This window comes from Pontibacter sp. LHS2, from assembly GCF_058932845.1.
The window spans coordinates 1,841,567-1,862,959 of the sequence record NZ_JBZYWG010000001.1; the positions used below are offsets into that span (position 1 = coordinate 1,841,567).

Annotated in this window: 19 protein-coding genes; 8 read left to right on the forward strand and 11 right to left on the reverse strand. The window is 49.3% G+C overall.

What is annotated here, in order from left to right:
• Positions 1-5 precede the first annotated feature (5 nt).
• Positions 6-227 (reverse strand): DUF2905 domain-containing protein, encoded by a 222-nt coding sequence (locus AC5FX6_RS07995; protein WP_493596505.1) that lies wholly within the window; start codon positions 225-227, stop codon positions 6-8.
• A gap of 112 nt (positions 228-339) precedes the next feature.
• On the opposite strand from AC5FX6_RS07995, the gene AC5FX6_RS08000 reads away from it, so the two are divergent.
• Entirely contained in the window at positions 340-2,796 is a 2,457-nt protein-coding gene (locus AC5FX6_RS08000; RefSeq protein ID WP_493596506.1) for a type IA DNA topoisomerase, read from the forward strand.
• Positions 2,797-2,839: 43 nt separating this feature from the next.
• Here the strand turns inward: AC5FX6_RS08000 and AC5FX6_RS08005 are convergent, their stop codons facing one another.
• Positions 2,840-3,241 carry a hypothetical protein gene (locus AC5FX6_RS08005; protein ID WP_493596507.1) on the reverse strand — a complete coding sequence of 134 codons (402 nt, stop codon included), beginning with the start codon at positions 3,239-3,241 and terminating at the stop codon, positions 2,840-2,842.
• 432 nt (positions 3,242-3,673) lie between these two features.
• Between AC5FX6_RS08005 and AC5FX6_RS08010 the strand changes: the two genes are divergently transcribed.
• Together AC5FX6_RS08010 and AC5FX6_RS08015 are read left to right on the forward strand one after the other, a co-directional pair.
• On the forward strand, positions 3,674-4,678 hold the full coding sequence (locus AC5FX6_RS08010; protein ID WP_493596508.1) for an SWFGD domain-containing protein: 1,005 nt from the start codon (positions 3,674-3,676) through the stop codon (positions 4,676-4,678).
• Between the two features lie 191 nt (positions 4,679-4,869).
• Complete coding sequence (locus tag AC5FX6_RS08015; protein ID WP_493596509.1) at positions 4,870-5,493, forward strand: porin family protein; 624 nt, start codon at positions 4,870-4,872, stop codon at positions 5,491-5,493.
• A gap of 237 nt (positions 5,494-5,730) precedes the next feature.
• On the opposite strand, the gene AC5FX6_RS08020 is transcribed toward AC5FX6_RS08015, so the two are convergent.
• The 4 genes from AC5FX6_RS08020 to AC5FX6_RS08035 all read right to left on the reverse strand — a co-directional run bounded on the left by AC5FX6_RS08020 (position 5,731) and on the right by AC5FX6_RS08035 (position 10,200).
• Positions 5,731-6,366, reverse strand: a complete 636-nt coding sequence (locus tag AC5FX6_RS08020) for a carbonic anhydrase (protein ID WP_493596510.1) — start codon at positions 6,364-6,366, stop codon at positions 5,731-5,733.
• Between the two features lie 14 nt (positions 6,367-6,380).
• Complete coding sequence (locus tag AC5FX6_RS08025) at positions 6,381-7,922, reverse strand: SulP family inorganic anion transporter (protein WP_493596511.1); 1,542 nt, start codon at positions 7,920-7,922, stop codon at positions 6,381-6,383.
• 203 nt (positions 7,923-8,125) lie between these two features.
• Complete coding sequence (locus AC5FX6_RS08030) at positions 8,126-9,523, reverse strand: ATP-binding protein (RefSeq protein WP_493596512.1); 1,398 nt, start codon at positions 9,521-9,523, stop codon at positions 8,126-8,128.
• Positions 9,520-10,200 carry a response regulator gene (locus tag AC5FX6_RS08035; protein ID WP_493596513.1) on the reverse strand — a complete coding sequence of 227 codons (681 nt, stop codon included), beginning with the start codon at positions 10,198-10,200 and terminating at the stop codon, positions 9,520-9,522. Before AC5FX6_RS08035 ends, AC5FX6_RS08030 begins: the two co-directional genes overlap by 4 nt.
• 116 nt (positions 10,201-10,316) lie before the next feature.
• Between AC5FX6_RS08035 and AC5FX6_RS08040 the strand changes: the two genes are divergently transcribed.
• The gene (locus tag AC5FX6_RS08040) at positions 10,317-11,243 is read left to right on the forward strand and encodes a cation diffusion facilitator family transporter (RefSeq protein WP_493596514.1); all 927 of its coding nucleotides are present in this window, start codon (positions 10,317-10,319) and stop codon (positions 11,241-11,243) included.
• Here AC5FX6_RS08040 and AC5FX6_RS08045 read toward each other — a convergent pair.
• From AC5FX6_RS08045 to hpf, 4 genes are all read right to left on the reverse strand, one after another.
• Positions 11,230-11,589, reverse strand: a complete 360-nt coding sequence (locus AC5FX6_RS08045; RefSeq protein ID WP_493596515.1) for a DUF1801 domain-containing protein — start codon at positions 11,587-11,589, stop codon at positions 11,230-11,232. The genes AC5FX6_RS08040 and AC5FX6_RS08045 overlap by 14 nt on opposite strands.
• 186 nt (positions 11,590-11,775) lie before the next feature.
• Complete coding sequence (locus tag AC5FX6_RS08050) at positions 11,776-12,414, reverse strand: DsbA family protein (RefSeq protein ID WP_493596516.1); 639 nt, start codon at positions 12,412-12,414, stop codon at positions 11,776-11,778.
• A gap of 51 nt (positions 12,415-12,465) precedes the next feature.
• Positions 12,466-13,248: a glucose 1-dehydrogenase gene (locus tag AC5FX6_RS08055; protein WP_493596517.1), complete on the reverse strand. Its 783-nt coding sequence runs from the start codon at positions 13,246-13,248 to the stop codon at positions 12,466-12,468.
• A 106-nt stretch (positions 13,249-13,354) separates the two neighbouring features.
• The gene (gene hpf, locus AC5FX6_RS08060) at positions 13,355-13,660 is read right to left on the reverse strand and encodes a ribosome hibernation-promoting factor, HPF/YfiA family (RefSeq protein ID WP_493596518.1); all 306 of its coding nucleotides are present in this window, start codon (positions 13,658-13,660) and stop codon (positions 13,355-13,357) included.
• 170 nt (positions 13,661-13,830) lie between these two features.
• Here hpf and AC5FX6_RS08065 point away from each other — a divergent pair, with 170 nt between their 5' ends.
• The 3 genes from AC5FX6_RS08065 (at position 13,831) to AC5FX6_RS08075 (ending at position 18,357) form a co-directional block, all read left to right on the forward strand.
• Positions 13,831-14,550 (forward strand): hypothetical protein, encoded by a 720-nt coding sequence (locus AC5FX6_RS08065; protein WP_493596519.1) that lies wholly within the window; start codon positions 13,831-13,833, stop codon positions 14,548-14,550.
• 63 nt (positions 14,551-14,613) lie between these two features.
• Positions 14,614-15,027 carry an OsmC family protein gene (locus AC5FX6_RS08070; protein WP_493596520.1) on the forward strand — a complete coding sequence of 138 codons (414 nt, stop codon included), beginning with the start codon at positions 14,614-14,616 and terminating at the stop codon, positions 15,025-15,027.
• 807 nt (positions 15,028-15,834) lie between these two features.
• On the forward strand, positions 15,835-18,357 hold the full coding sequence (locus AC5FX6_RS08075; protein WP_493596521.1) for a TonB-dependent receptor domain-containing protein: 2,523 nt from the start codon (positions 15,835-15,837) through the stop codon (positions 18,355-18,357).
• Between the two features lie 104 nt (positions 18,358-18,461).
• Here AC5FX6_RS08075 and AC5FX6_RS08080 read toward each other — a convergent pair whose 3' ends face one another.
• A complete protein-coding gene (locus tag AC5FX6_RS08080; RefSeq protein WP_493596522.1) occupies positions 18,462-18,860 on the reverse strand; it encodes a DUF7793 family protein in 399 nt (132 codons plus the stop codon).
• A gap of 67 nt (positions 18,861-18,927) precedes the next feature.
• Here AC5FX6_RS08080 and AC5FX6_RS08085 point away from each other — a divergent pair, with 67 nt between their 5' ends.
• Positions 18,928-21,372, forward strand: coding sequence for a GNAT family N-acetyltransferase (locus tag AC5FX6_RS08085; RefSeq protein ID WP_493596523.1), 2,445 nt, complete (start codon positions 18,928-18,930; stop codon positions 21,370-21,372).
• The last annotated feature ends 21 nt before the right edge of the window (positions 21,373-21,393 follow it).

Below are 21,393 nucleotides of genomic sequence, written 5' to 3' on the forward strand. Positions count from 1 at the left end.
TTTCATCAAAAGAACCTCCTGAATACCCAAAGCAACACAGAAAGCACAATACTTAGCAGGATCATACTTGTAATGGGCATATAGAACCGGAAGTTTTCCCGCTCCACCCGAATATCACCTGGCAGGTGTCCAAACCAGCCCAGTTTGTCTCCGGCCAGCCAGACCACCAGGCCGATCACGACTATCGCTATACCTATCAGCACGATGTATTTCCCGAGTGGCTGCATACTTTTTCTTTTAAGTGAATCTGCCCTTGCTTACGGCAAAGCAAGTTTAGGGATTTATACCTTAAAAGCGTAAATTTGAATGTTAGAGTCACCCTAAAATTTACCCTATACCTTGAAAGTTTGCATTGCTGAGAAACCGAGTGTCGCCCGTGAGATAGCCAACGTGATTGGTGCGAAAACCAGAAAGGACGGCTATTACGAAGGCAACGGCTACCAGGTCACCTGGACTTTCGGCCACTTCTGCACGCTGCGTGAGCCTGACGACTACCGCCCCGAGTGGAAGCGCTGGAGCCTCTACGACCTGCCCATGTTGCCCGAGCGGTATGGCATCAAGCTGATGCAGGACAAAGGGGTGGTGCAGCAGTTCAACATCATCAAAAAGCTGCTCGATAACGCCGAGGAGGTGATCAACTGCGGTGACGCCGGACAAGAAGGGGAAGTGATACAGCGATGGGTGCTTACTGAAGCTAACTACCGCAAGCCCTTCAAGCGCCTTTGGATCTCCTCGCTTACCGAGGATGCCATTCGCCAGGGCTTTGCCCGACTCCGTGAAGGCTCCGAGTTCGACTCGCTCTACCAGGCCGGCAAGAGCCGCGCCATCGGTGACTGGCTTCTGGGCCTGAACGCTACCCGACTATTCACGCTCAAGTATGCACAGGGTCGGCAGACGCTTTCCATTGGCAGGGTGCAGACCCCTACCCTCGCCATGATCGTCAACCGCCACCACGAGATCGCCAACTTTGTGCCGCAGGCTTATTGGGAACTCAAGACTGTCTACCGCGACACCACTTTTTCGAGTACCAACGGCCGCTTCCACAAAGAGGAAGAAGGTCAACAGATACTGGAGGCCATTCAAAAGGATGAGCTTACCATCACCGACATCGAAACCAAGAAAGGTACTGAGAGTCCACCCAAGCTGTTTGACCTGACCTCGCTGCAGATAGAGTGCAACAACAAGCTGAGCATGTCGGCCGACGAGACGCTCAAAACCATTCAGAGCCTCTACGAGAAAAAGGTAGTCTCCTACCCGCGTGTGGACACCGTGTTTCTCCCAGACGATATTTACCCAAAAATTCCGGGCATCCTGCAGGGACTAACCAACTATCAAAGTGAAGTAGCGCCATTGCTGCAAAGCAAGATCAGGAAAAGCAAAAAGGTCTTTAACAACAACAAAGTAACCGACCACCACGCCATTATACCTACCGGTGCGCAAGCCAGTTTGTATGGACGTGAGGCGGATGTATATGACATCATCACACGCCGCTTCCTGGCCGCCTTCTACCCGGACTGTATTGTAAGTAACACGACAGTCATGGCAGAGTCGGCGGGCTATACCTTCCGGGTACGCGGCAAGCAGATTCTGGAGCCGGGTTGGCGTGTGCTCTATGGCGCTGACGATGTAAAATCGGACAGCCCTACAGGCAAGGACGGCAAAGAAGAGGAAGAGACAGCCGGCATCCTGCCTAACTTCGAGAAAGGCGAGCACGGACCGCATGCGCCACTGTTAGACAAGAAATGGACGAACCCGCCAAAAGAGTATACTGAAGCGACCCTTTTGCGTGCCATGGAAACAGCTGGTCGCCAGATAGACGATGAAGAATTGAAAGAGGCACTTAAGGAAAATGGCATTGGCCGTCCTTCAACCCGCGCCGCCATCATCGAAACGCTGTTCAAGCGCCAGTACATCCGCAAAGACAAAAAGAAGATCATACCAACCCAAATGGGCATCGACCTGATCGGGGTAATCCGCAACCAGACCCTGAAGTCGGCCGAGATGACTGGTCAATGGGAGCGCAAGCTGCGTCAGATCGAAGGCGGTTCTTTTAAGGCCGAGGCTTTTCTGCAGGAGCTGCAGGAGTTTGTGGTGAGTCTGGTGCAGGAGGTGAAGTACGATAAAGCTACCGTAACCATGGAAGCGCAGCCGGAGGCAGCGCCAACCAAAGGAGGATCAGCCAGGGGCGGCAAAGAAAAGGCTGCCACTAAAAAAACTATACCTTTAGCAGAGGCTGTACCCGGCAAAGGCCTTGGTGCCTGCCCTGCCTGCGGCGAGGGGCATATACTGAAAGGCTCCAAAGCCTACGGCTGTATCCGTTTCAAAGAAGGCTGCCGCTTTCTGATCCCAATCGAACAGCAGGGCAAAGCACTGACTGACAAACAGGTCATAGCCTTGCTTAGCAAAGGTAAGACGCCGGTGATCAAAGGTTTCAAAGACGAGCAGGGCAATAGCTTCGATGCCAGCCTGAAACTAGACAGCAGCAAGCAAGTGGTACTGGAGAAAGCAGAGAAAACTCCAGAGGTTGACCCTTTCGCGACCTGCCCAAAATGCCAGCAGGGCAGCATGCTCAAAGGCAAAACCGCCTACGGCTGCAGCCGTTTTCGGGAAGGCTGCCAGTTTGTGGTACCTTTCGAAATGGGTGGCAAGCAGCTCACCGAAAAACAAATCGGCACTTTGCTCACCAAAGGCAAAACCGGAAAGATCAAAGGTTTTACCTCCGCCAAGACTGGCAACAGCTTCGATGCGACGATAACCATTAATGATAACTGGCAGGTTGTATACCTGCTCAATTAAACAGCTTTTTAAATAGGTATACCCGGCTTATGCGTGGGTATACCTATTTAACTGAAAAAGCCACTTCATCAGTCGCCACATTCGTTCGGAAGTCAGTTGCTTCAATTGTCAGGGTATAATCACCCTGGCGCAGCATGGAGGCATTGAGCAGCGTATCGAACTCCAATATCTTCTTATCAGGGTAAGTGGTGAAATTGATAAAATCAGCGTCTCCTCCTATATCACGCACCCGTACCGTTAGCTCTTTCACTTTGTCTTTGTCGGAAGCAGTCAGCTTCACCCGAAGTCCCGATGACTTGGAGAGCTTTTGGTCTTTGGTAGGATTTCGGATTGTTAAAGCAGGCTTCGAACCATCTGGCTGCAGGCTCCCATCCTCAAACACATCTTCACAAGCTGTCAAAGACACGACAGCAATCACCGAGGCCAGCAATTTTGTAAATTTCATAATAAAGTAAATAGAAAAAAATAATCTGAAGGCCTGCAATTTACTAAATCAATGTAATTATCAAAAATTACAAAATAAAAAATATGCAATTACCCAACCAAACCTAATTCACCCCATCCAGGCCCAAACAAACCATTATCAACTATTTAGCAACCATACACCAACACTACCATTCACTAGTCAATATCAGAACACTTTACATAATTCAATTACCCCTATATAACTTAGCTTGCTTTATTAATATTTAAATACAATTTATAATTTCACTCATTTTGTTCATATGCTATGTTATGCCCATTCTTAGAACCTACATCTCAGCTGATCTTTGCAAGCAATAACTTATGAGCACTATAGCCGTAAAAAATACCGACGCACCCTATTTGGAGCGTCTCAAATTTGTTCTTTTTTCAAACCTAAAATTTAAGTAAAGCTATGAGAAGCTATGAAAATTTGGGCACAAACCCATACAATGACAATTATAGGTCTGAGAGCAGAGGCTCAGGCAGAAATTATTACTCAGGAGATTATGATCCAACCAGCCGTATAAGAGGCTCTTATGGAAGCGAATCATCAGGCAGAAGCAGCGATTCTTCCCGCATGGGTGGTTTTGGTAGCGGCCGTGATAGCCAGTCCTCTTCGGGCTATGGCGGCACCTCGTCTTATGGTCGTTCAGCTGGTAGCTCTAACTACGGCTCTGGCTCATCCAACTATGGTTCAGGATCCAACTATGGTTCCAGCTCAAACCGCCGTTATGGCAACAACGATTGGGATTCATCTAACCGCTATGGTGACCGTGATGCCTGGGATCGTGGCTCCGATGAAGTAAAATCATGGTTCGGCGACGATGATGCCGAACGCAGAAGAAGAAGAGACGATATGCGTGACCGTGACAGCGATAGCTATCGTTCAAACCGCGGTTACAGCGGCTCATCAAACTACGGCGGCTCTAACTATGGTTCAGGTTCATCCAACTATGGTTCTGGATCGTCTAACTATCGCTCCGGTAATTACGGATCAGGATCCTCATCAAACTATGGCTCCGGTTCATCTAATTACGGCGCTGGCAACTATGGCTCAGGCTCGTCTAATTACGGTTCTGGCAACTACGGTTCCGGCTCATCTAGCTACGGCTCAGGCTATGGCAGCGGCAGTAGCTATGGTTCATCTAACTACGGCAGCAGCCGTGGCTCAAGCGACTGGGATCGTGACAGAGACAGAGATCACGACAGAGGTTTCTTTGACCGTGCCGGCGATGAAGTAAAGTCATGGTTCGGTGACGAAGAAGCAGAGCGCAGAAGAAGAATGGACGAGATGCGTGACAGAGATCACGACAGCGACTATAACAGCCGCCAAAGAACGCATACTAGTTACGGTAACACCTACAGTGGTCCTCCGTACTCTTATGGTTCATCCTCTCGCAGAGACTATGAATGGTAGTAAACAGGAAGAAGGCTTATAGGCCATTCACCTGATTATACCTTTTAGAAATAAGGAAAAGCCCGGTCAATCATGACCGGGCTTTTTGCATGAGAAAAATAGCACAATTTATATATATCCTCCATTGACCTGTTTTTCGCTTCTGACTAATTTCACCCACATAAAACCAACCATAAAAACAGGTATTTCCTATGAAAAGATTCTTACTCGTATTCTGCTGCTTTGCACTCATGTCAGGCAGCGGATTCGCGCAACAGCTGGGCTTTAAAGGTGGCGCAACTTACACCACATTCAACGGTGCTGACACGGACAATTACAAGTACCGAGTGGGGTATACAGGGGGTATCTTTCTGCAGAAGCACCTTAACAATATGATGGGCGTACAGCTAGAGGCACTCTATACTTCGAAAGGTGCCCGCCGCGAAATCTACTCGGGTAGTAACCTGCAAACGGCTGAAGTATTTAAGTTGAACTACATTGACATCCCTGTATTGTTTCATGTATCGGCCAGTGGTGTGTTCTTTGACCTGGGGCCGCAGGTGTCCTTTATCTACAACGCTAGCCACATACACGAGGCGCACTCCAGCAGCGGCGACAAAATTGTAACAACCAAGCACGACATATCAGACAATCCTTACACCATTGATTTCGCCTACGTAGGCTCAGTGGGTTATCGCGCCACGAATGGCCTGGGCCTTGAAGTGCGCTATACCGGCGGATTGAAAAAAATTGATGATGAAGGTCCGTTCGTAAACCGAGAGCGCCGCAATGCAGGCTTCAGTCTTATGCTGAGCTACCTGTTAGGCGGACGTTAACAGGCTGTACCTTACATGAAGAGCCCTCCCATCTGGAGGGCTTTTTTTTATTGCTCCTAAGCCATCTCCCTAACCATTCGTAAGCAGGACGTCACAGTCTCTTTTCCTGTTTTCGGGTTGACAAAGCTTCTGACGACAGGTATATCTAAAAGAAAAAACCCCCACAAGTGTGAGGGCTTTTTCCGACAATTTAAATGTAATAGGGAAATTATAGGTAGTAGTTGTCTCTTTGTTGATTTAGGCCTCCTGCAGCAAGCTGTAGATGTGCTCATACTTTCTGATCGATCCTTCGCTTTCCAATGCGTTCAGGTCCTTCAGGTAGCCTTCTTTGATGTCGTATACCAGGCCGTAAAGCTTCGGCGGCTCATCGGTCTGCATGGCATTCTGGATGATAGAGGTCTTAGACAGGTTATGCACTTGCTCGATCACGTTCAGTTCTACTAATCTGCGCAGACGGGCTGTTTCATCCTCAATGGATGAGAACTCCTCTTCGTGCAACCTGATCACGTCTTTGATGTTGCGAAGCCAGTTATCGATCAGGCCATACTGCTTGTTGCCGGCAGCCGCCGCTACGCCACCGCAGCCGTAGTGACCGCACACGATGATTACTTTTACTTTCAGTACCTCTACTGCATATTGCAACACCGACAGCAGGTTCATATCAGTGTGCACGACCAAATTGGCTATGTTGCGGTGTACAAACATCTCCCCAGGGCCTGTGCCTGAAATTTCGTTAGCCGGCACGCGGCTATCGGAACAACCGATGAAGAGGTAGCGCGGTTCCTGGCCCATGGCCAGCTTGTTAAAGTAGTCTTTATCTTCGCTGAGCTTCTGCTCCACCCACTTCTTATTATTCTCGAATATTTTTTTCATAGTCTACTTTATACCTAGTGCATGTCCAGCACTTCTACTTCTTCTACATTTAGCACTTCCACAAATATGCCGCGCTCGTGAGCCGTTTTCTTAAACTCGTGGATAGCTTCCAGCACATCATAGTCGATGTACTCGGAGTTTGCCCCGTCAATGATGACATGACTGTTTTCCGGCAACTTCTCAAGTGTCAGCACAATACTGGCCTTGTTCAGGAATGATACGTGTTCACTCAGCTTGATGCGGATCGTCTCTGTATCGCGGTGCTCCTCCTTGTGGAAGAAGTAAGGCGACTTGTAATTTGCTTTCAGGATATAGAATACACCTACCGCCAAACCAATCAGGATACCCACCAACAGGTCCGTAAACAGAATCGCTACGATCGTCACCACAAACGGGATGAACTGTTCATGACCCAGCTTAAGCTGTCCTTTGAAGAGTGTTGGCTTAGTCAGTTTATAACCTACCATCAAGAGCACGGCAGCCAGCGCAGAAAGTGGCACCTGGTTTAGGAAACCTGCCAGGAACAACACAGAAAGCAAAAGGAATATACCGTGAATAAAGGCCGACATCTTAGTTTTACCGCCTGCTGCAATGTTGGCAGAGCTTCGCACGATTACGGCAGTCAATGGAATACCACCGAGCATACCAGCAATGATGTTACCAACGCCCTGTGCCTTCAGCTCGCGGTTGTTTGGAGTACGGCGCTTGTGCGGATCCAGCTTATCAACGGCCTCTACACTCAGCAAGGATTCCAGACTGGCGATGATTGCGATAGTAAAGGCAACCACATAAAGCGATGGATTCGTCAGTTGATCGAATGCAGGCATCCGAAGTTCATTCTGCAACGCACCTACGCTGGAGATTTCAGGCAAGTTCACAAGGTGAGTACCTGCTACAGCCAACTCAGGCAGGAAGTTAATGAACAAGTAATTTATAGCCACCGAGCCGATTACAACGATCAATGCGCCCGGCACAAGCTTGAATAGCTTAATGCGTTTCATGAATGGCTGTTCCCACAAGATCAAAACCGCAAGTGAGATAATACCAATGATCAGCGCACCCAGCTGAATAGCGCCGAATGCATGAAATATTTCTGAGAAGGTATTACGGCCATCTGGCTGAAAGAAAGTCATTTCGCCAAAGAAGTCGTCGTCAGCTCCCATAAAATGCGGAATCTGCTTCAGAATAAGGATTAGACCAATGGCGGCCAGCATTCCTTTGATCACAGATGAAGGGAAATAGAGACCGATAACACCGGCCTTTAGAAAACCAAGCGCAACCTGAAGCACACCCGCCAGCACAACGGCCAACAAAAAGGCTTCATAAGACTGCAGCGTTTCGATGCCGTTCAGTACGATTACCGTAAGTCCGGCCGCCGGTCCACTCACACTCAGGTGTGAGCCACTGAGCCAGGATACTACCAGACCACCTACAACGCCTGTGATAATACCAGCGAAGAGAGGAGCCCCGGAAGCGAGAGAAATGCCCAGACAGAGTGGTAGTGCTACAAGAAATACAACCAGGCCAGCCGGAATATCTTTACCAAGGCTTGCCATGTAATCTGGTTTAAAGGAAGTGTTTTTCATAATAAGGTGAGAGAGTAAAAATTCAGGTGAGGAGTTGAAACAGGAATTTCCAACTCACATCCCTGCGCCAGCCAACAGGCCGGCTGCAGGAACATAAGTCAGAATACTCACCTTATGTTTACAAATGTACGGGCGGGGTATTAACCCAGCATTAAAACCACATTAAAATGAAATTAAAATGCGTTTTTGGCTGAAATAAACCTGATTGCCTGCGGTAATCGCAAGGTGACAACCGTCCCTTCGTTCACGCGCGAATCTATTGAAATAGAGCCTTTATGGAGCTTAATGATACTTTCTGTCAGTGGCAAGCCGATGCCATGGCCTGTTATATTGCGCACATTATTAGCCCTGAAGAATGGAACAAAAACATGCTTGAGGTCGTGCGGCGCAATGCCTACCCCCTTGTCGGCAACCTGCAGTATTACTTCGCGCCGATCTGCGGAGAGCCTAACCGTGCTGTACTCTCCTTTTGGTGAGAACTTTGCGGCATTCTCAAGCACATTTACAATGGCGATCAGTAACAAGGCATCATTCCCTTTCACGATCAGGCGATCTTCGTCATCCGGCAAATTATCGAAGTCTATATCAAAGAGGGCACCCGGATGCCGCTTCAGGGCTTGCTCATGCGCCATCCACAGCAATTCATCAAATCGCAGCTGGGTGAGCTTTATTTTGGAAGTGTCGACGCTTGCCTGCGCAATCTGCAGCAGTCCGTTTGATAGCTCGGCAAGCAGCCGGGCGTCTTCCAGAATAGAGACCAGCACCCGTTGATACTCATCTGTCTCACGGGGTTTCATCAGGGCTACTTCCAGCTCGCCGATCATGGCAGTAAGGGGAGTGCGCAGTTCGTGTGAGGCATTGGATACAAAGGTGCTCTGCATCTCAAAAGCCAATTCCAGACGATCCAGCATTTTATTGAAGGTCTGAGCCAGGTATGACAGCTCATCTTTGCCGTCCGCATTGCTCAAGCGCAAATGCAGGTCCGAGGCACTGATCTTCTCCACCTCGCTCACTACATTCGTGATAGGCCGCAAGGCTTCGCGGGCAAAGGCCCAGCCAGCCAGCAAGATCACGACCATGGAGCCCATAAAGCCGACGATCAGAATGATCTTCAGATGTTGCAGCTTGCGCAAGCTGTATGCATCCACAGAAGAGGAAAGCACAATAAAATCGCCCTCGTTGTCTTCATATAGGACGCCCACCACCTGGCGCTCATCGTGGGTATACTGCACTATACCTTCCTGCTTCACACGCTCCAGTATGTCTGGGGCCACTTCCAGCTGCCCGTCTCCGTCTGAGAAGAACAAACTGCCATCGTTTCGGTAAATGCTCACTTTCTCAAAAGGAAGCACCCGGTAATAGCGAATCTGGTTAATGCGCTGAGCCCGTTCACTTACTTCGTCGGCATCGAGCACATGTGCAGCCGTGTCATAAGCCCGCCCCTCAATGCGCTTGTAAAAATCGTCCTGTCGGTAAAGTGAGGTGAAATAATAGATCACCAGCGAGAAAAGGACCAGGATAAGCGCAAAGATACCGGCAAACTGCAGAGTCAGTTTATTACGGATGCTCATGCGTCATCCTCCTTGAGCACATAGCCCATCCCTACCAGGGTATGGATTAGTTTACCAGGGAAGCCTTTGTCTATTTTTTTTCGCAAAAAGTTAATGTAAACATCGATCACGTTACTGCCCGTGTCAAAGGAGGTTTCCCAAACACTCTCAGTAATATCGACACGCGACACCACACGCCCCCTGTTGCGCAGCAGGTAATGCAGCAGGGCAAACTCCCGGGCTGTCAGATTGATGGGTTTGCCTCCACGGGTCACAGTCTTGCTGCTCATGTCCATTTCGAGGTCTGCGATGGAGAGTTTCTCCCCTCCCCCGTTATCACTTGAGCGGCGGGTAAGGGCACGAAGGCGGGCCAGCAGCTCCTTGAACTCAAAAGGTTTGGTAAGGTAATCATCAGCTCCGGCATCCAGGCCAATGATCTTGTCATCTGTAGAGCCGAGCGCCGTCAGCATAAGGATGGGAACCTGCGTTTTTTTCTTCCGGATGGCCTGACAGACCTCCAGTCCATTCATATGCGGCAGTATAATATCCAATATGATCAGATCATACTCATTCTGCAGGGCCATCTTCAGGCCAAAATTGCCATCGTAAGCCTGTTCCACTTCATATGACTGTTCTTCCAGTCCTTTCTTGATAAAGGAAGCTACTTTGGGTTCGTCTTCTACTAGCAGTATTCTCATATTCCTGTCACTTTTACGTCTTTACCCGGACAAGATACGATTAATACGCAACTGCGCTGTCCGGCAGCTTGCAGTTGCGCTAATATCTGTATATTTTAGATGAAGATAAGCAGTCTATGGCACACGATCATCACCACGGCGGCCACGGCCATCACCACCATCACGGGAGCGACAACATCAAGGTGGCTTTCTTCCTGAACCTGGGTTTCACCGTGATCGAGGTATTTGGCGGACTCTGGATCAACAGCATGGCCATTCTCTCGGATGCACTTCACGACCTGGGCGACTCCCTTTCACTGGGTCTTGCCTGGTATTTTAATCGTCTGTCACACAAAGGCAGCGATCAGCAGTTCTCTTACGGATATAAACGTTTTTCGCTGCTTGGCGCTATCATCAACTCGATCGTTCTATTGCTTGGGTCAGGTGTCGTGCTTTGGGTTTCGATTCCGCGTCTTTTCAATCCGGAGCCTGTGCACGCGCCCGGCATGATTGGCTTTGCCATACTGGGTGTGCTGGTGAACGGAGCTGCGGCCCTGCGGCTGAAAAAAGGCGAATCGCTGAATGAGCAGGTAGCGATGTTGCACCTGCTGGAAGATGTACTGGGCTGGGCAGCCGTGCTGGTAGGCGGTATTCTGCTCTATTTCTTCGACTGGCCTATTATTGATCCGCTGCTTTCCGTGTTTATCACAGCCTTTATCCTCTATAACGTAATACGCAACCTGCGCAAAGGACTCCAGATTCTGCTACAAGGTACGCCCGCCAATATAAGTTTGCAGGAAGTGCGCCGCCGCCTGGAATTACTCCCAGAGGTACGCTCTGTTCACGACCTGCATCTCTGGACGCTCGACGGGCTCAGCCATGTACTGACCATGCACGCCGTTGTGAACGATAATATGAACTTGGATGAGGCCCACAACGTGAAGCTACGCATACGCGACACCATGCAGGACGCGCAAATAAACCACGTGACGGTAGAACTGGAAATGCCGGGGCAGGAATGCAGGCAGGAGCACTGCACACCGGACCTGCCTAATTCTGGTTAAGCTGCACTGCCTGGCGCACCAAGTCACTGAAATACTCTTCGTCTATGTCTTCCAGCGAGCGAAGTTTGATGTGCGGCAGCTGACCGTTGCGGCTAACTAAGCGCTTGTTCGGGTCATCCAGTTCTTTCCCGCGGAAGAAGCCGAAGTGCAGTCCGCTACGTGAAGAGGCGAAGTAGCAAACAGGTCCGTAAAAGAAATAGCAGGGATTTTCCCAGCGCACACACTCTTCCAAGTGAGCAGCCGTCTGGCCGATGATGCGGCGTACTGCTTGCGCAATTAGCTGTTTCTCAGGTGTAAGTTTGTCGATGTATTCATCGACCTGGTTAGTAGATATCTTGCTTCTCATACAGGGTATGTATTGGCCTGAGTGGCCAGAGCCGTTAATTTACAGCTAAATATACATATCTTTTAATATTGGAGCAAAAAAACTGTTGATACAGTGAATTGACTCCCATGGCGCCGTTAGCAATACCTGCCATGCAATAGTGGCCTAATCACATCGTTCACAAATACTTATACCTTGGGTATAGGCTTATACCATTTCAAGGTGCTGCAACAACCTTTCTTCTAATTCGTCGAGCTGGCAAAAGCCACTGGCGAGCAACTCGGGTCCCATGCCGCCTTCCATGTATACACTGGGCAGATTCATAACACCCAGCATCTCTACAAACTCAAACTCCTTCTCTGTCGCGTCAATGATTTCTTCAGCTTCAAACAAGGTATAGAACAGGTTCTCCTGAATCCCGAAAGGACGGACCACATGGGCCAGCACCTGTGGGTCTGACAGGTTAAGGCCATCCGCATAAAAAGCTGAATGCATGGCACGCAGTATTTCCAGTGTGAGGGCTGGGCGCAGCCGACGCACAACATGCAGGGCTCGACAGGCGGGCTCCGTGTCATACACAAAGCCTTCCTGTAGAAACAGACTATAGTTAAACGGCAGGCTGGTACGCTCCTGCACCCGGTGCCAGCTTACTGCCAGGCGTTCCCGCTGTTCCCGGGAAATAGGTTCCCTGGCAAACGGGTGAAGCCCTCCGGCTATCACCTCTACAGAAAGCCGGCCATGCCACAAAGCGCGCAGACGCCGGATCACGTGCGTGAAGCCGTAGCACCAGGCGCACATGGGGTCGGTTACATATAGCAATACCGGGTTGTAAGGACTGTTGACCATAGGCAATTTTTACATCTTTCTTAGCTTTTACCCCAATGCAGTTGGTTAGGTTCAGGCATAGATCATCTTTATAGTCATCCCACCATCGATCACCAGATGCTGCCCTGTGATAAAGCCGGCCTTGTCTGAACACAGAAATAGTGCCGCTTCGGCGATATCCTGCGGCTCCCCTATCCTACCAGCCGGGTGCTGCTCTTTGTCTTCCCGGGTGTGTTGGGGTTCATAGCGTTCTTCTTCTTTTTGCCAGGGGCCCGTTTCGATCCATCCCGGCGCGATAGCATTGACCCGGATACGATCAGGTGCCAGGCTCACGGCCAGGGAATGGGTCAGCGCTTCCAGTCCGCCTTTGGAGGCAGAGTAGGCAAAGGTATCAGGTTCTGACATGAAAGCGCGTGTGCTTGTAATGTTAAGAATAGCCGGATGCGTTGCTTTGCGGAGCAGTGACAGGCCATACTTGGCGCAGAGCATCGGTCCACGCAGGTTCACAGCCAGCAGGCGGTCAAACGTAGCCATCTCTATTTCGTCCAGCTTGCCTGTAAAGGGATCGGCTATACCTGCGTTGTTCACCAGTACGTCCAGCAGGCCATGCGTTTCCCCCACTTTTTCCATCAGGGCAATTACCTCCTGCTCTGCACTGACATCGCAAGGTATAAAGGTAGCCTTCAGCTGTTGGCCCTGCAAGCGCTGCAGCGCTTCACGCCCGGCCTCCTCATCTGTGTCTGTCAGCACAACCTGCGCGCCTGCTTTTGCGAAAGCCTCTGCCATCCCTAAGCCTATACCTTGGCCGCCACCGGTAACCAGCACGACTTTGTCTTTATAATCTGCTGTAGCCATATATTAAGCTAAGTTTCTATACCTGTCTATACCTAACAGCAGACCCGCTGCCAGCCGGTGCTATACCTGTGCCATGCAGCGGGTCTGCTGTATTGTGCCTGTCGGCTTATTTTTTCTCGAGCTGCCGCTTGAGCTTGTCTTCCACATTTTTTAGCAGTTCGTACCAATTATCGCCATTGTCTTCCGCAAAGGCGTCTGTGCCCGGTATACCTACGCGCATGCTTAGCTTCTTGGCGTCTGTGGCGTGGTTCGCTTCTTCTTTGAAGTACACGTCCACGGAGTCAATCTTCTTGGCGTGGCGCTTCAGTTTGGTAATCGTGTTGCGAATGTGTTGCTGCACATCATCCGAAATGGAAATGTCTACAGCCTGTACGTCAATCTTGATTCCTTCGAAATTCTCTGTATAATTCATGTTCTGTCTTATATGTAGTTGATGAAGCGGGACCACCTGTCTTCAAGGCTTCCCGGTGCTGAAATTAAACGGCAGCATGCCATTAAAGTTTACGCAGACAATGAGAGCCGGAGAGCAACATCGCCGCCCTGCCTATCGTTTTTATGCATATTCACCCAACACTTACCGTTATGCAAAACTTACCTATCAACTGGCTGACAGAAGGATTGCTTGACTTTGAGTATAAAAAATACCGCTTGCTGGCCTACCTGCAGGCTGTCCGTTCTGAATTCGGGCAGCAGCGCCTCTACCCTGTTTTTTCAGACCTGATCATGCATTACCGTCACTTGCAGCAGGTGCGTGAACACAAGAAACTGGTATACGAATCGTTCCCGCAGCAAATCACCCGTGCCGACTTCGAGAAGCTGGAGCTGGTGTATGAAAAGATCGTACAGGATGACGAAACCATGGCCCAGATCGAAGAGGTGATCCAGTATGCCGCGCCGCTTTTTTCGGAGGCGCTGAGCGAAGGCAAGGAGCTCTATAACTTCATTGAGCGCCATCTGGAAATTAACCCGGTGGGGATTACGCCGATGTATTTTAACGAAGGCTATCTTTTCCTGGACGCCTTCCCGGGCAAAGAAACCCAGGTATACGTCTACCGCATCTCTGTTTTTGAGAACACTTATGAGAAGTACCGGGGTATCAACACGCAACTAGTCCGCACGGTGCGTCGAGGCCTGGCCCTGACACACGAAAACCTGAAGGTACAGCTGGTCAAAGAGAACCAGGAGCTACCCAATCCCGCTACTTTTGTTGTAGCTGCCAAGGTACCCTGCCCGATCGACAGCGCTCTGTTGCCAATCGCCAAGCGTTCGCTGGTAAAGTATGTGACCCACCTGGCTGCCTGAGCCGGACTTGGTGTATCGGGTATAAATTTATACCTTCGGACATCAAAAAACGAGATATACACCATGGAGATCAACCTCACCCGCGTAGACCAGGACTACCATTTTGAAGCCAGAGGCGCAGCCAACGTAGCGATAAACATAGATGCCAATCCTGAGATCGGTGGCCATAACGAAGGCGCCCGTCCAATGGAACTCATGCTGATGGGTCTGGGTGGCTGCAGCGCCATCGATATTATCAGCATCCTCAAAAAGCAGCGTCAGCCTATCGAAAGTTTTGATATCAACGTGAAAGCAGAGCGTCAGAAAGTGCAGGATTTCAATTTGTTCAGCACCATACACGTTCACTTCAAACTAGGCGGTCAGTTGGATGAGGACAAGGTTCGTCGCGCCATTGAGCTATCGCTGGAGAAATATTGCTCTGTTGCAGCCATTCTGTATAAAACAGCGACGATCACGCATTCTTTTGAGATTGTGTAGTATTTTTAGCGGCAATAGACAAAAGTCCCTACAGCCTTTCAGATCTGTGGGGACTTTTTTTGTTTTAGCCATTCTACAGCTATAAGCTCTATGGCTTCTGTTTCAGATACCGGGTCAAACCACCCCTACCCCTCCTTAGCCAAGGAGGGGAACTCCTTCTATTACTACCTGACAGGTATAAGCATTGTAGTTTATGTTACACACCACTGGTAGGTATAGCAAGACTAACTCGCACGCTAGCTATAAAACAAGCTGCAGTGCCAGGTGCACAAACGACGATTTTTTGTTTGAGCGGTCAGCGAGTTCAAAATCGTCTTGATTTTTTTGCTTACTGGGGGTAGGGGCCCTCTATTTTTTCATCAAGGAAAAAAGTGAGTGCCCGCCGCACAGGCGAAGCTATAAGACAATACTGTTCGATATACCATAAACTTACGCTACGCCAGTTACAAACTGGCCCTATGCAAAACCACAAGTTGCGCTAACGCTAAACTTGCGGTATGAATCAGAAAAAACAAACTCGCTGAACTTATATCTGGGCCAGAGGCCCCACCATAGTAGACACGAGCGTGGACGCTCGCGCCATAAAGCCCCCCCTGCTATACCTAACAAACCACCTTTCCCTCCACCAACCTCCCCTATTTACCGACGAATGACTAATAGGCTATATTAGGCTATTCATATAGAAATGCGACGCCTTGGTATATTCCATTTTCAGGAGTCAAAAACCCGGTTTTTCTTTACATCAGCAAGAAATTACAGAAGACCGGAAATATGAAAAGAGAACGTATACACCAACTCGAAAAAACTATGAAAAAGAGCCTGCTGCTCGCCCTGTTGGGTCTGAGCACTGTGCCGGCTCTAGCACAAGCACCTCAGGCTGCCCCACAACAAGCAGCTGCAGGTATGGCCGTGCCACGTGGCAACGCTACTATTGTCGGTATCGTGCAGGACGCTGATACCAAAAAACCAGTGGAATTTGCTACGGTGGCGCTGATCAACCTCGCCACTGGCAAACCGATCGACGGGGCCATGGCTGATGACAAAGGTCGCTTCACGATCAGCAAAGTGGCTGTTGGCAAATACAGGCTGCAGGTGAGCTTTCTGGGTTATCAGCAGAAGTTGGTAGAGGATGTTACGGTATCTTCTGACAATTCCAGTGTGAATGTAGGCGCTATTGCTATTGCCACGGATGCCAAAAAGCTCAGCGAAGTAGTAATCACCGGGGAGAAGCCGCTGGTAGAGGAGAAAATTGACCGTACAGTGTACAATGCCGAGAAAGATATTACAAACTCGGGTGGCAACGCAGCAGACGTGTTGCAGAAGGTACCAGCCCTTTCGCTGGACACAGATGGCAACGTGCAGCTGCGTGGCAGCTCCAACGTGCGCGTGTTGATTAACAACAAACCTTCTGCTATCATGGCGGGCAGCGTAGCCGACGCACTCAAGCAAATTCCGGCTGACCAGATCAAATCCGTGGAAGTGATCACCAGTCCTTCTGCCAAGTATGACGCGGAAGGTACAGCTGGTATCATCAACATCATCACCAAGAAAGACGGTGGCCTGCAGGGTGTAACCGGTTCGGTGGCTGCCACAGCAGGCACGCGCAACAGCAACGCCAATGCCAGCCTGAACATTCGTCGTGGCAAGCTGGGCATCAATGGTACCTTTGGTGGCAATATGTTCTACAACCATGGTAACATGAGCAATACCATCCTCTCGGGTAATAACACTAGCTTTCAGTTCGGCGAGACCCGCATTAATGGCAAATTCATGAACGCACTGGTTGGCTTTGACTATGACATCAACCCAAAAAATAATATCTCAGGTAGCATCCGTAGTAACGGCGGTATCTTCCGGATGGAAAATGACCAGGAAGTAAGTAGCGGCCGGGACAACGCTCTAAGCCTTGATTTCCGAAACCAAATTCGCAACCGCAACGAACGAATTGGCACTGATTATAATCTGGACTTTACGCATACCTTCAAGAAGCCGGGACAAGAGCTGGCGCTTCTTTCGCTCTACTCAGTTACCGACACAGACAATAACATCCGTCAAGATAATTTTAACACAGGAGAGACGCCATTCAGGCTGATCCGCAACATGAACGATGGGGCGAACAAGGAGCTCACTTTCCAGGCTGATTACACACACCCTTTCGCCAATAAAACCCTGTTTGAGATTGGAGCAAAGTCTATTTTCCGTGATGTGGAAAGTGACGCCCTAAATAGATCTATACCCATCTCAGGAAATGAGGAACGCCGTTTAATCGATTTCTTATACGAACAAGATGTGTATTCTTCATACATGACTTACGGGTTTATGTTGAAGAAGAAGCTAAACGTAAAACTAGGTGGTCGCTATGAGTATACTGATATTAAGGGCCGCTACAAGGCCATTGAAAACGATAAAGCACCAGAGGAAAGCAACTTCGTGGACGACTATTACAACTTTATTCCGAGTGTGGCCCTGTCTTATACACTGAATCAGAAGCATACATTTAAAGCGAATTATACACAGCGCATCCAACGCCCGTCATTCTTCTACTTAAATCCTTATTTGCAAGAGCAGACCTCAAACACGCGTGTGCAGGGTAATCCAAAACTCGAGGCCGAGCTAACTAACCTGTATGAAGTAGGCTACAGTACTTACTTTAAGACCACATCAATCAATGTGACTGGTTATATGCGTCAGACTGATAATGCGATTGAAACGGTGGCGAGTATTGACTCTGAGTACGACGAGCAGACCGAAAAACTTATTGATATCACAACGCTTACTTTTGCTAACATCGCCAAGAATAGAACCTATGGCGTGAGTCTGTTCGGTAATACCAAACCGACTAACAACTGGACTATAGGCGGTAGCTCGAATATATATTACGTTGACCTGAACGCGGGTGAAGGCCGAAGAAACAGCGGCTGGATGTACAACGTCAACTTAAACTCGTCTTACAACTTGGGCAAGGGCATTACGGCACAGTTTAATGGGGGCTTTAACTCCCGACGAGTGCAGCTGCTAGGTAACTTCGCTGCTTTCTCGTACCACACTCTAGCTTTCAAAAAAGAGTTGTTCGACAAGAAAGGTGGTATAAGCATAGGCATGGACAACCCATTCCGAAAGAGTATGCTGATGCGTAACGATGTGCGTGTAGCTGAAACAGAAGATTCTAGAGCTTACACTCAGCAGATCCGCATCAACAACTTCAACCGCGGCTTCCGTGTGAGCTTCGACTACCGCTTTGGCAAGATGGACCAGCAGCGTCCGCCTAAGCGCAAGAAGAGCATCCGAAACGACGATGCCAAGCAAGGTGACGGCAATGGCATGAACTAAACTTAACCCTTTCCTTTAACCCAGCAAAAAGCCTCTCCGCAATGGAGAGGCTTTTTCATTTCCTGCCTACAGTAGTTTTCATGTATTGCAACTAAGCCAGGCTATTATTTGAATTGTTCCAGCCAGGCAACTGCCTCTGTCTGATTGGTAAACATCAATGTAGGGTTTTTAGGCCTGTTTACTTTTATGTAGATGTTGGCCGCCATTTTTACCATCGGCGAACTCACCAAAATAGCACTGGCTGAAACTCCGGCATTGCCTTCATTGGCCAGGTAGTCACGGGCTTCTTTGGTGGAGTGCTTGACACGTGTGATATCAAACAAACTGGGGTACACCTGCTCACCGACATAGTTTAGCCGATCCTGCACGCATACACGGGCCTTTTCAAGGTCCAGCTCCTTTATCTCGTCATAAACACAATACAAGATTCCTCCCTTCAAATAAAGTTCGAGGCAATCCGTTTTAATTGGACTCTTTTCGTATTCTTTTTCGAAATTTGCCATTCAAATTTGAATTGGATCTATCGTTTGCATGTTCTGCTTTATCGAGAATGCGAACATAGCAAAACACATGGCAAAGATACGACATAATAACATCATTGATACGGTTGACTCCGTACTTTCTGTTTCTAAAAAAAAGGGGATCATTCACCTGCATGCCGAAGACCAAACACTTAGTGGTCAACACTTAACGCTTCATGGCAAACAGGTTCTGCACTTCGGCACCTGTGGCTATCTGGGGTTGGAGCATCACCCGCAGGTGAAGCGGGGTGCCATTGATGCGATCGAGCGCTACGGCACACAGTTCCCTATGTCGCGTACCTATATCTCCAATCCGTTGTACAGTGAACTGGAGGCACTGATCAGACAAATGTATGATGCTCCGGTTGTTATCTCTAAAAATTGTACACTTTCGCACCTCACTGTTATTCCCAGCATTATCCGCCAGTCGGACCTTGTTATACTGGACCACCAGGTACACGCCAGCGTGCAGGAAGCAGTTAAGAAATTGCTAAGCCAGGGCGTGACTGTCGAGATGGTACGCCACAATAACTTAGAGATGCTGGAAGACCGCATCAAGAAGCAGCGCGGCAAGTTTGAGCGTATCTGGTACATGGCCGACAGCGTGTACTCCATGTATGGCGACTTCGCACCGATCAAAGACCTGATCGCTCTGGCAGAAAAGTACGAACAGCTATACCTGTATGTAGATGATGCGCATGGTGCGAGTTGGGCGGGCAAAAACGGTACAGGCTATGCCATGAGCCAGATGCCGGATGGTCTATACCGTAAAATGATTTTGACGGCCAACTTAGGCAAAGCCTTCGGGGCCTGCGGTGGCTTGTCGCTCTTCCCTAACGAGGAGTGGTATAACAGAGTCAACAACTTTGGCGGACCGCTTACCTTCTCGGTACAGATAGAGCCCGCCACACTGGGAGCAGCCATTGCTTCTGCGAAGATCCACCTGAGTGACGAGATCTATACCTACCAGGAAGAATTGCAACGTAAGATCGCTTATTTCAACACCTTGCTTAAGCAGACCGACCTGCCCCTGGTACACGAAAGTGAGAGCCCTATCTTCTACATAGGTACAGGCACGATGGAGATGGGCAATCACCTGGTGCAGGCTCTGCTGCAGGATGGCGTATACGTAAACCTGGCTACTTTCCCTGCGGTACCTGCCAAGAACATCGGGGTGCGCATTACGATCTCGCTTACGAATGCTGATGAAGACATAGAAGAGCTGGTGCGCAAGCTGCAACTGCACTTCCACCTGGCTCTGGCTGCCACAAACCAGACCCAGGAAAACATCCGGAAAGCCTTTAAAATGCCGGCGCTGTCTCAACCTGTTGTACAGCATGAAACATCAGCAGCAGCTTCATCTGGTATCAGCCTGCAGTCCTATACCTCTATCACTCAGATCGAGGCTGCGCTTTGGAACGAACACCTCGGTCACCGGGCTATGTTTGACTGGGAAGGCATGCGCTTTCTGGAAGACTCGTTCAGCAACAACCCCGAGAAAGAAAACAACTGGACATTTCGATACTACACTGTGCGTGACCAGCAAGGCAAAGTCGTGCTAATGACCTTTGCGGCAATCGCCCTGCTGAAAGAAGACATGTTCTCGCAGGCCTCCATCTCCAAAGCGCTGGAGCGTGAGCGTGAGTTTAACCCCTACTACCTCACCACAACCGGTATTGTACTGGGCAGTTTATTCACAGAGGGCAACCACCTGTACCTGGACCGCAACAGCCCTTACTGGAAAGAGGCGCTAAAGGCACTTCTCACAGAGCTGAACAAAGAGCAGGAAGCAAACCAGGCCAGCAGCATCCTGCTGCGCGACCTCGACGATATGGATCCGGAATTGGATGAGTTTATGGTAGAGCAGGACTTCGTGAAAATGCACCTGCCGGAATCATGCGTGGTCGAGGACCTGAACTGGACAGACGAGGAGGGCTTCAGGAAAACGCTCTCCAAGAAAGGACGCGAGAATTTTGTACAGAAGATCAAGCGCAATGAGCACTTTTACGATGTGGCGATCAAAGACCAGCTCGACACCGATGAGTTGCAGCACGCCATTGCCTTGTTCCGCAACGTGAAGAACAACAATTTCGCCATCAATAATTTTCTGTTTCCAGAGAAGATGTTTCACCTGCTCAACGAGAGCAAGTCCTGGGAGTTTATCGTACTCTATATCAAGGAAGCGTACTCGATCAGTCGCAAGCCGGTGGCAGTGGCGTTCTGCCATAAAAATGCCGCGAATGTGTACAGCTTTATGCTGATCGGGATGGATTATGAGTACCTGATCACCTACGGAGTGTACAGGCAAACGCTTTACCAGGTGATAAAGCGCGCCAATGCATTGCAATGCACACAGGTCAACATGGGGATATCGGCCACCATTGAAAAAAAGAAAGTAGGCGCAACACCTTACCCTAAAGTCGGTTATTACCAGAGTAAAGATAACTTTGCACTGGAAATGATGGGGGCCACCTTTGCCGTCGAAAAAGAATAGCACCACACCGCTACAAGCGGT

What these genes read in the sequence shown, in the direction of transcription:
- AC5FX6_RS08030 (WP_493596512.1), bottom strand. Translation starts at nt 9,523, where the DNA reads ATGAGCATCCGTAATAAACTGACTCTGCAGTTTGCCGGTATCTTTGCG.
- AC5FX6_RS08085 (WP_493596523.1), top strand. Translation starts at nt 18,928, where the DNA reads ATGGCAAAGATACGACATAATAACATCATTGATACGGTTGACTCCGTA.
- AC5FX6_RS08015 (WP_493596509.1), top strand. Translation starts at nt 4,870, where the DNA reads ATGAAAAGATTCTTACTCGTATTCTGCTGCTTTGCACTCATGTCAGGC.
- AC5FX6_RS08020 (WP_493596510.1), bottom strand. Translation starts at nt 6,366, where the DNA reads ATGAAAAAAATATTCGAGAATAATAAGAAGTGGGTGGAGCAGAAGCTC.
- AC5FX6_RS08045 (WP_493596515.1), bottom strand. Translation starts at nt 11,589, where the DNA reads ATGAGAAGCAAGATATCTACTAACCAGGTCGATGAATACATCGACAAA.
- AC5FX6_RS08035 (WP_493596513.1), bottom strand. Translation starts at nt 10,200, where the DNA reads ATGAGAATACTGCTAGTAGAAGACGAACCCAAAGTAGCTTCCTTTATC.
- hpf (WP_493596518.1), bottom strand. Translation starts at nt 13,660, where the DNA reads ATGAATTATACAGAGAATTTCGAAGGAATCAAGATTGACGTACAGGCT.
- AC5FX6_RS08050 (WP_493596516.1), bottom strand. Translation starts at nt 12,414, where the DNA reads ATGGTCAACAGTCCTTACAACCCGGTATTGCTATATGTAACCGACCCC.
- AC5FX6_RS08025 (WP_493596511.1), bottom strand. Translation starts at nt 7,922, where the DNA reads ATGGCAAGCCTTGGTAAAGATATTCCGGCTGGCCTGGTTGTATTTCTT.
- AC5FX6_RS08065 (WP_493596519.1), top strand. Translation starts at nt 13,831, where the DNA reads ATGCAAAACTTACCTATCAACTGGCTGACAGAAGGATTGCTTGACTTT.
- AC5FX6_RS08040 (WP_493596514.1), top strand. Translation starts at nt 10,317, where the DNA reads ATGGCACACGATCATCACCACGGCGGCCACGGCCATCACCACCATCAC.
- AC5FX6_RS08005 (WP_493596507.1), bottom strand. Translation starts at nt 3,241, where the DNA reads ATGAAATTTACAAAATTGCTGGCCTCGGTGATTGCTGTCGTGTCTTTG.
- AC5FX6_RS08070 (WP_493596520.1), top strand. Translation starts at nt 14,614, where the DNA reads ATGGAGATCAACCTCACCCGCGTAGACCAGGACTACCATTTTGAAGCC.
- AC5FX6_RS08010 (WP_493596508.1), top strand. Translation starts at nt 3,674, where the DNA reads ATGAGAAGCTATGAAAATTTGGGCACAAACCCATACAATGACAATTAT.
- AC5FX6_RS07995 (WP_493596505.1), bottom strand. Translation starts at nt 227, where the DNA reads ATGCAGCCACTCGGGAAATACATCGTGCTGATAGGTATAGCGATAGTC.
- AC5FX6_RS08055 (WP_493596517.1), bottom strand. Translation starts at nt 13,248, where the DNA reads ATGGCTACAGCAGATTATAAAGACAAAGTCGTGCTGGTTACCGGTGGC.
- AC5FX6_RS08075 (WP_493596521.1), top strand. Translation starts at nt 15,835, where the DNA reads ATGAAAAAGAGCCTGCTGCTCGCCCTGTTGGGTCTGAGCACTGTGCCG.
- AC5FX6_RS08080 (WP_493596522.1), bottom strand. Translation starts at nt 18,860, where the DNA reads ATGGCAAATTTCGAAAAAGAATACGAAAAGAGTCCAATTAAAACGGAT.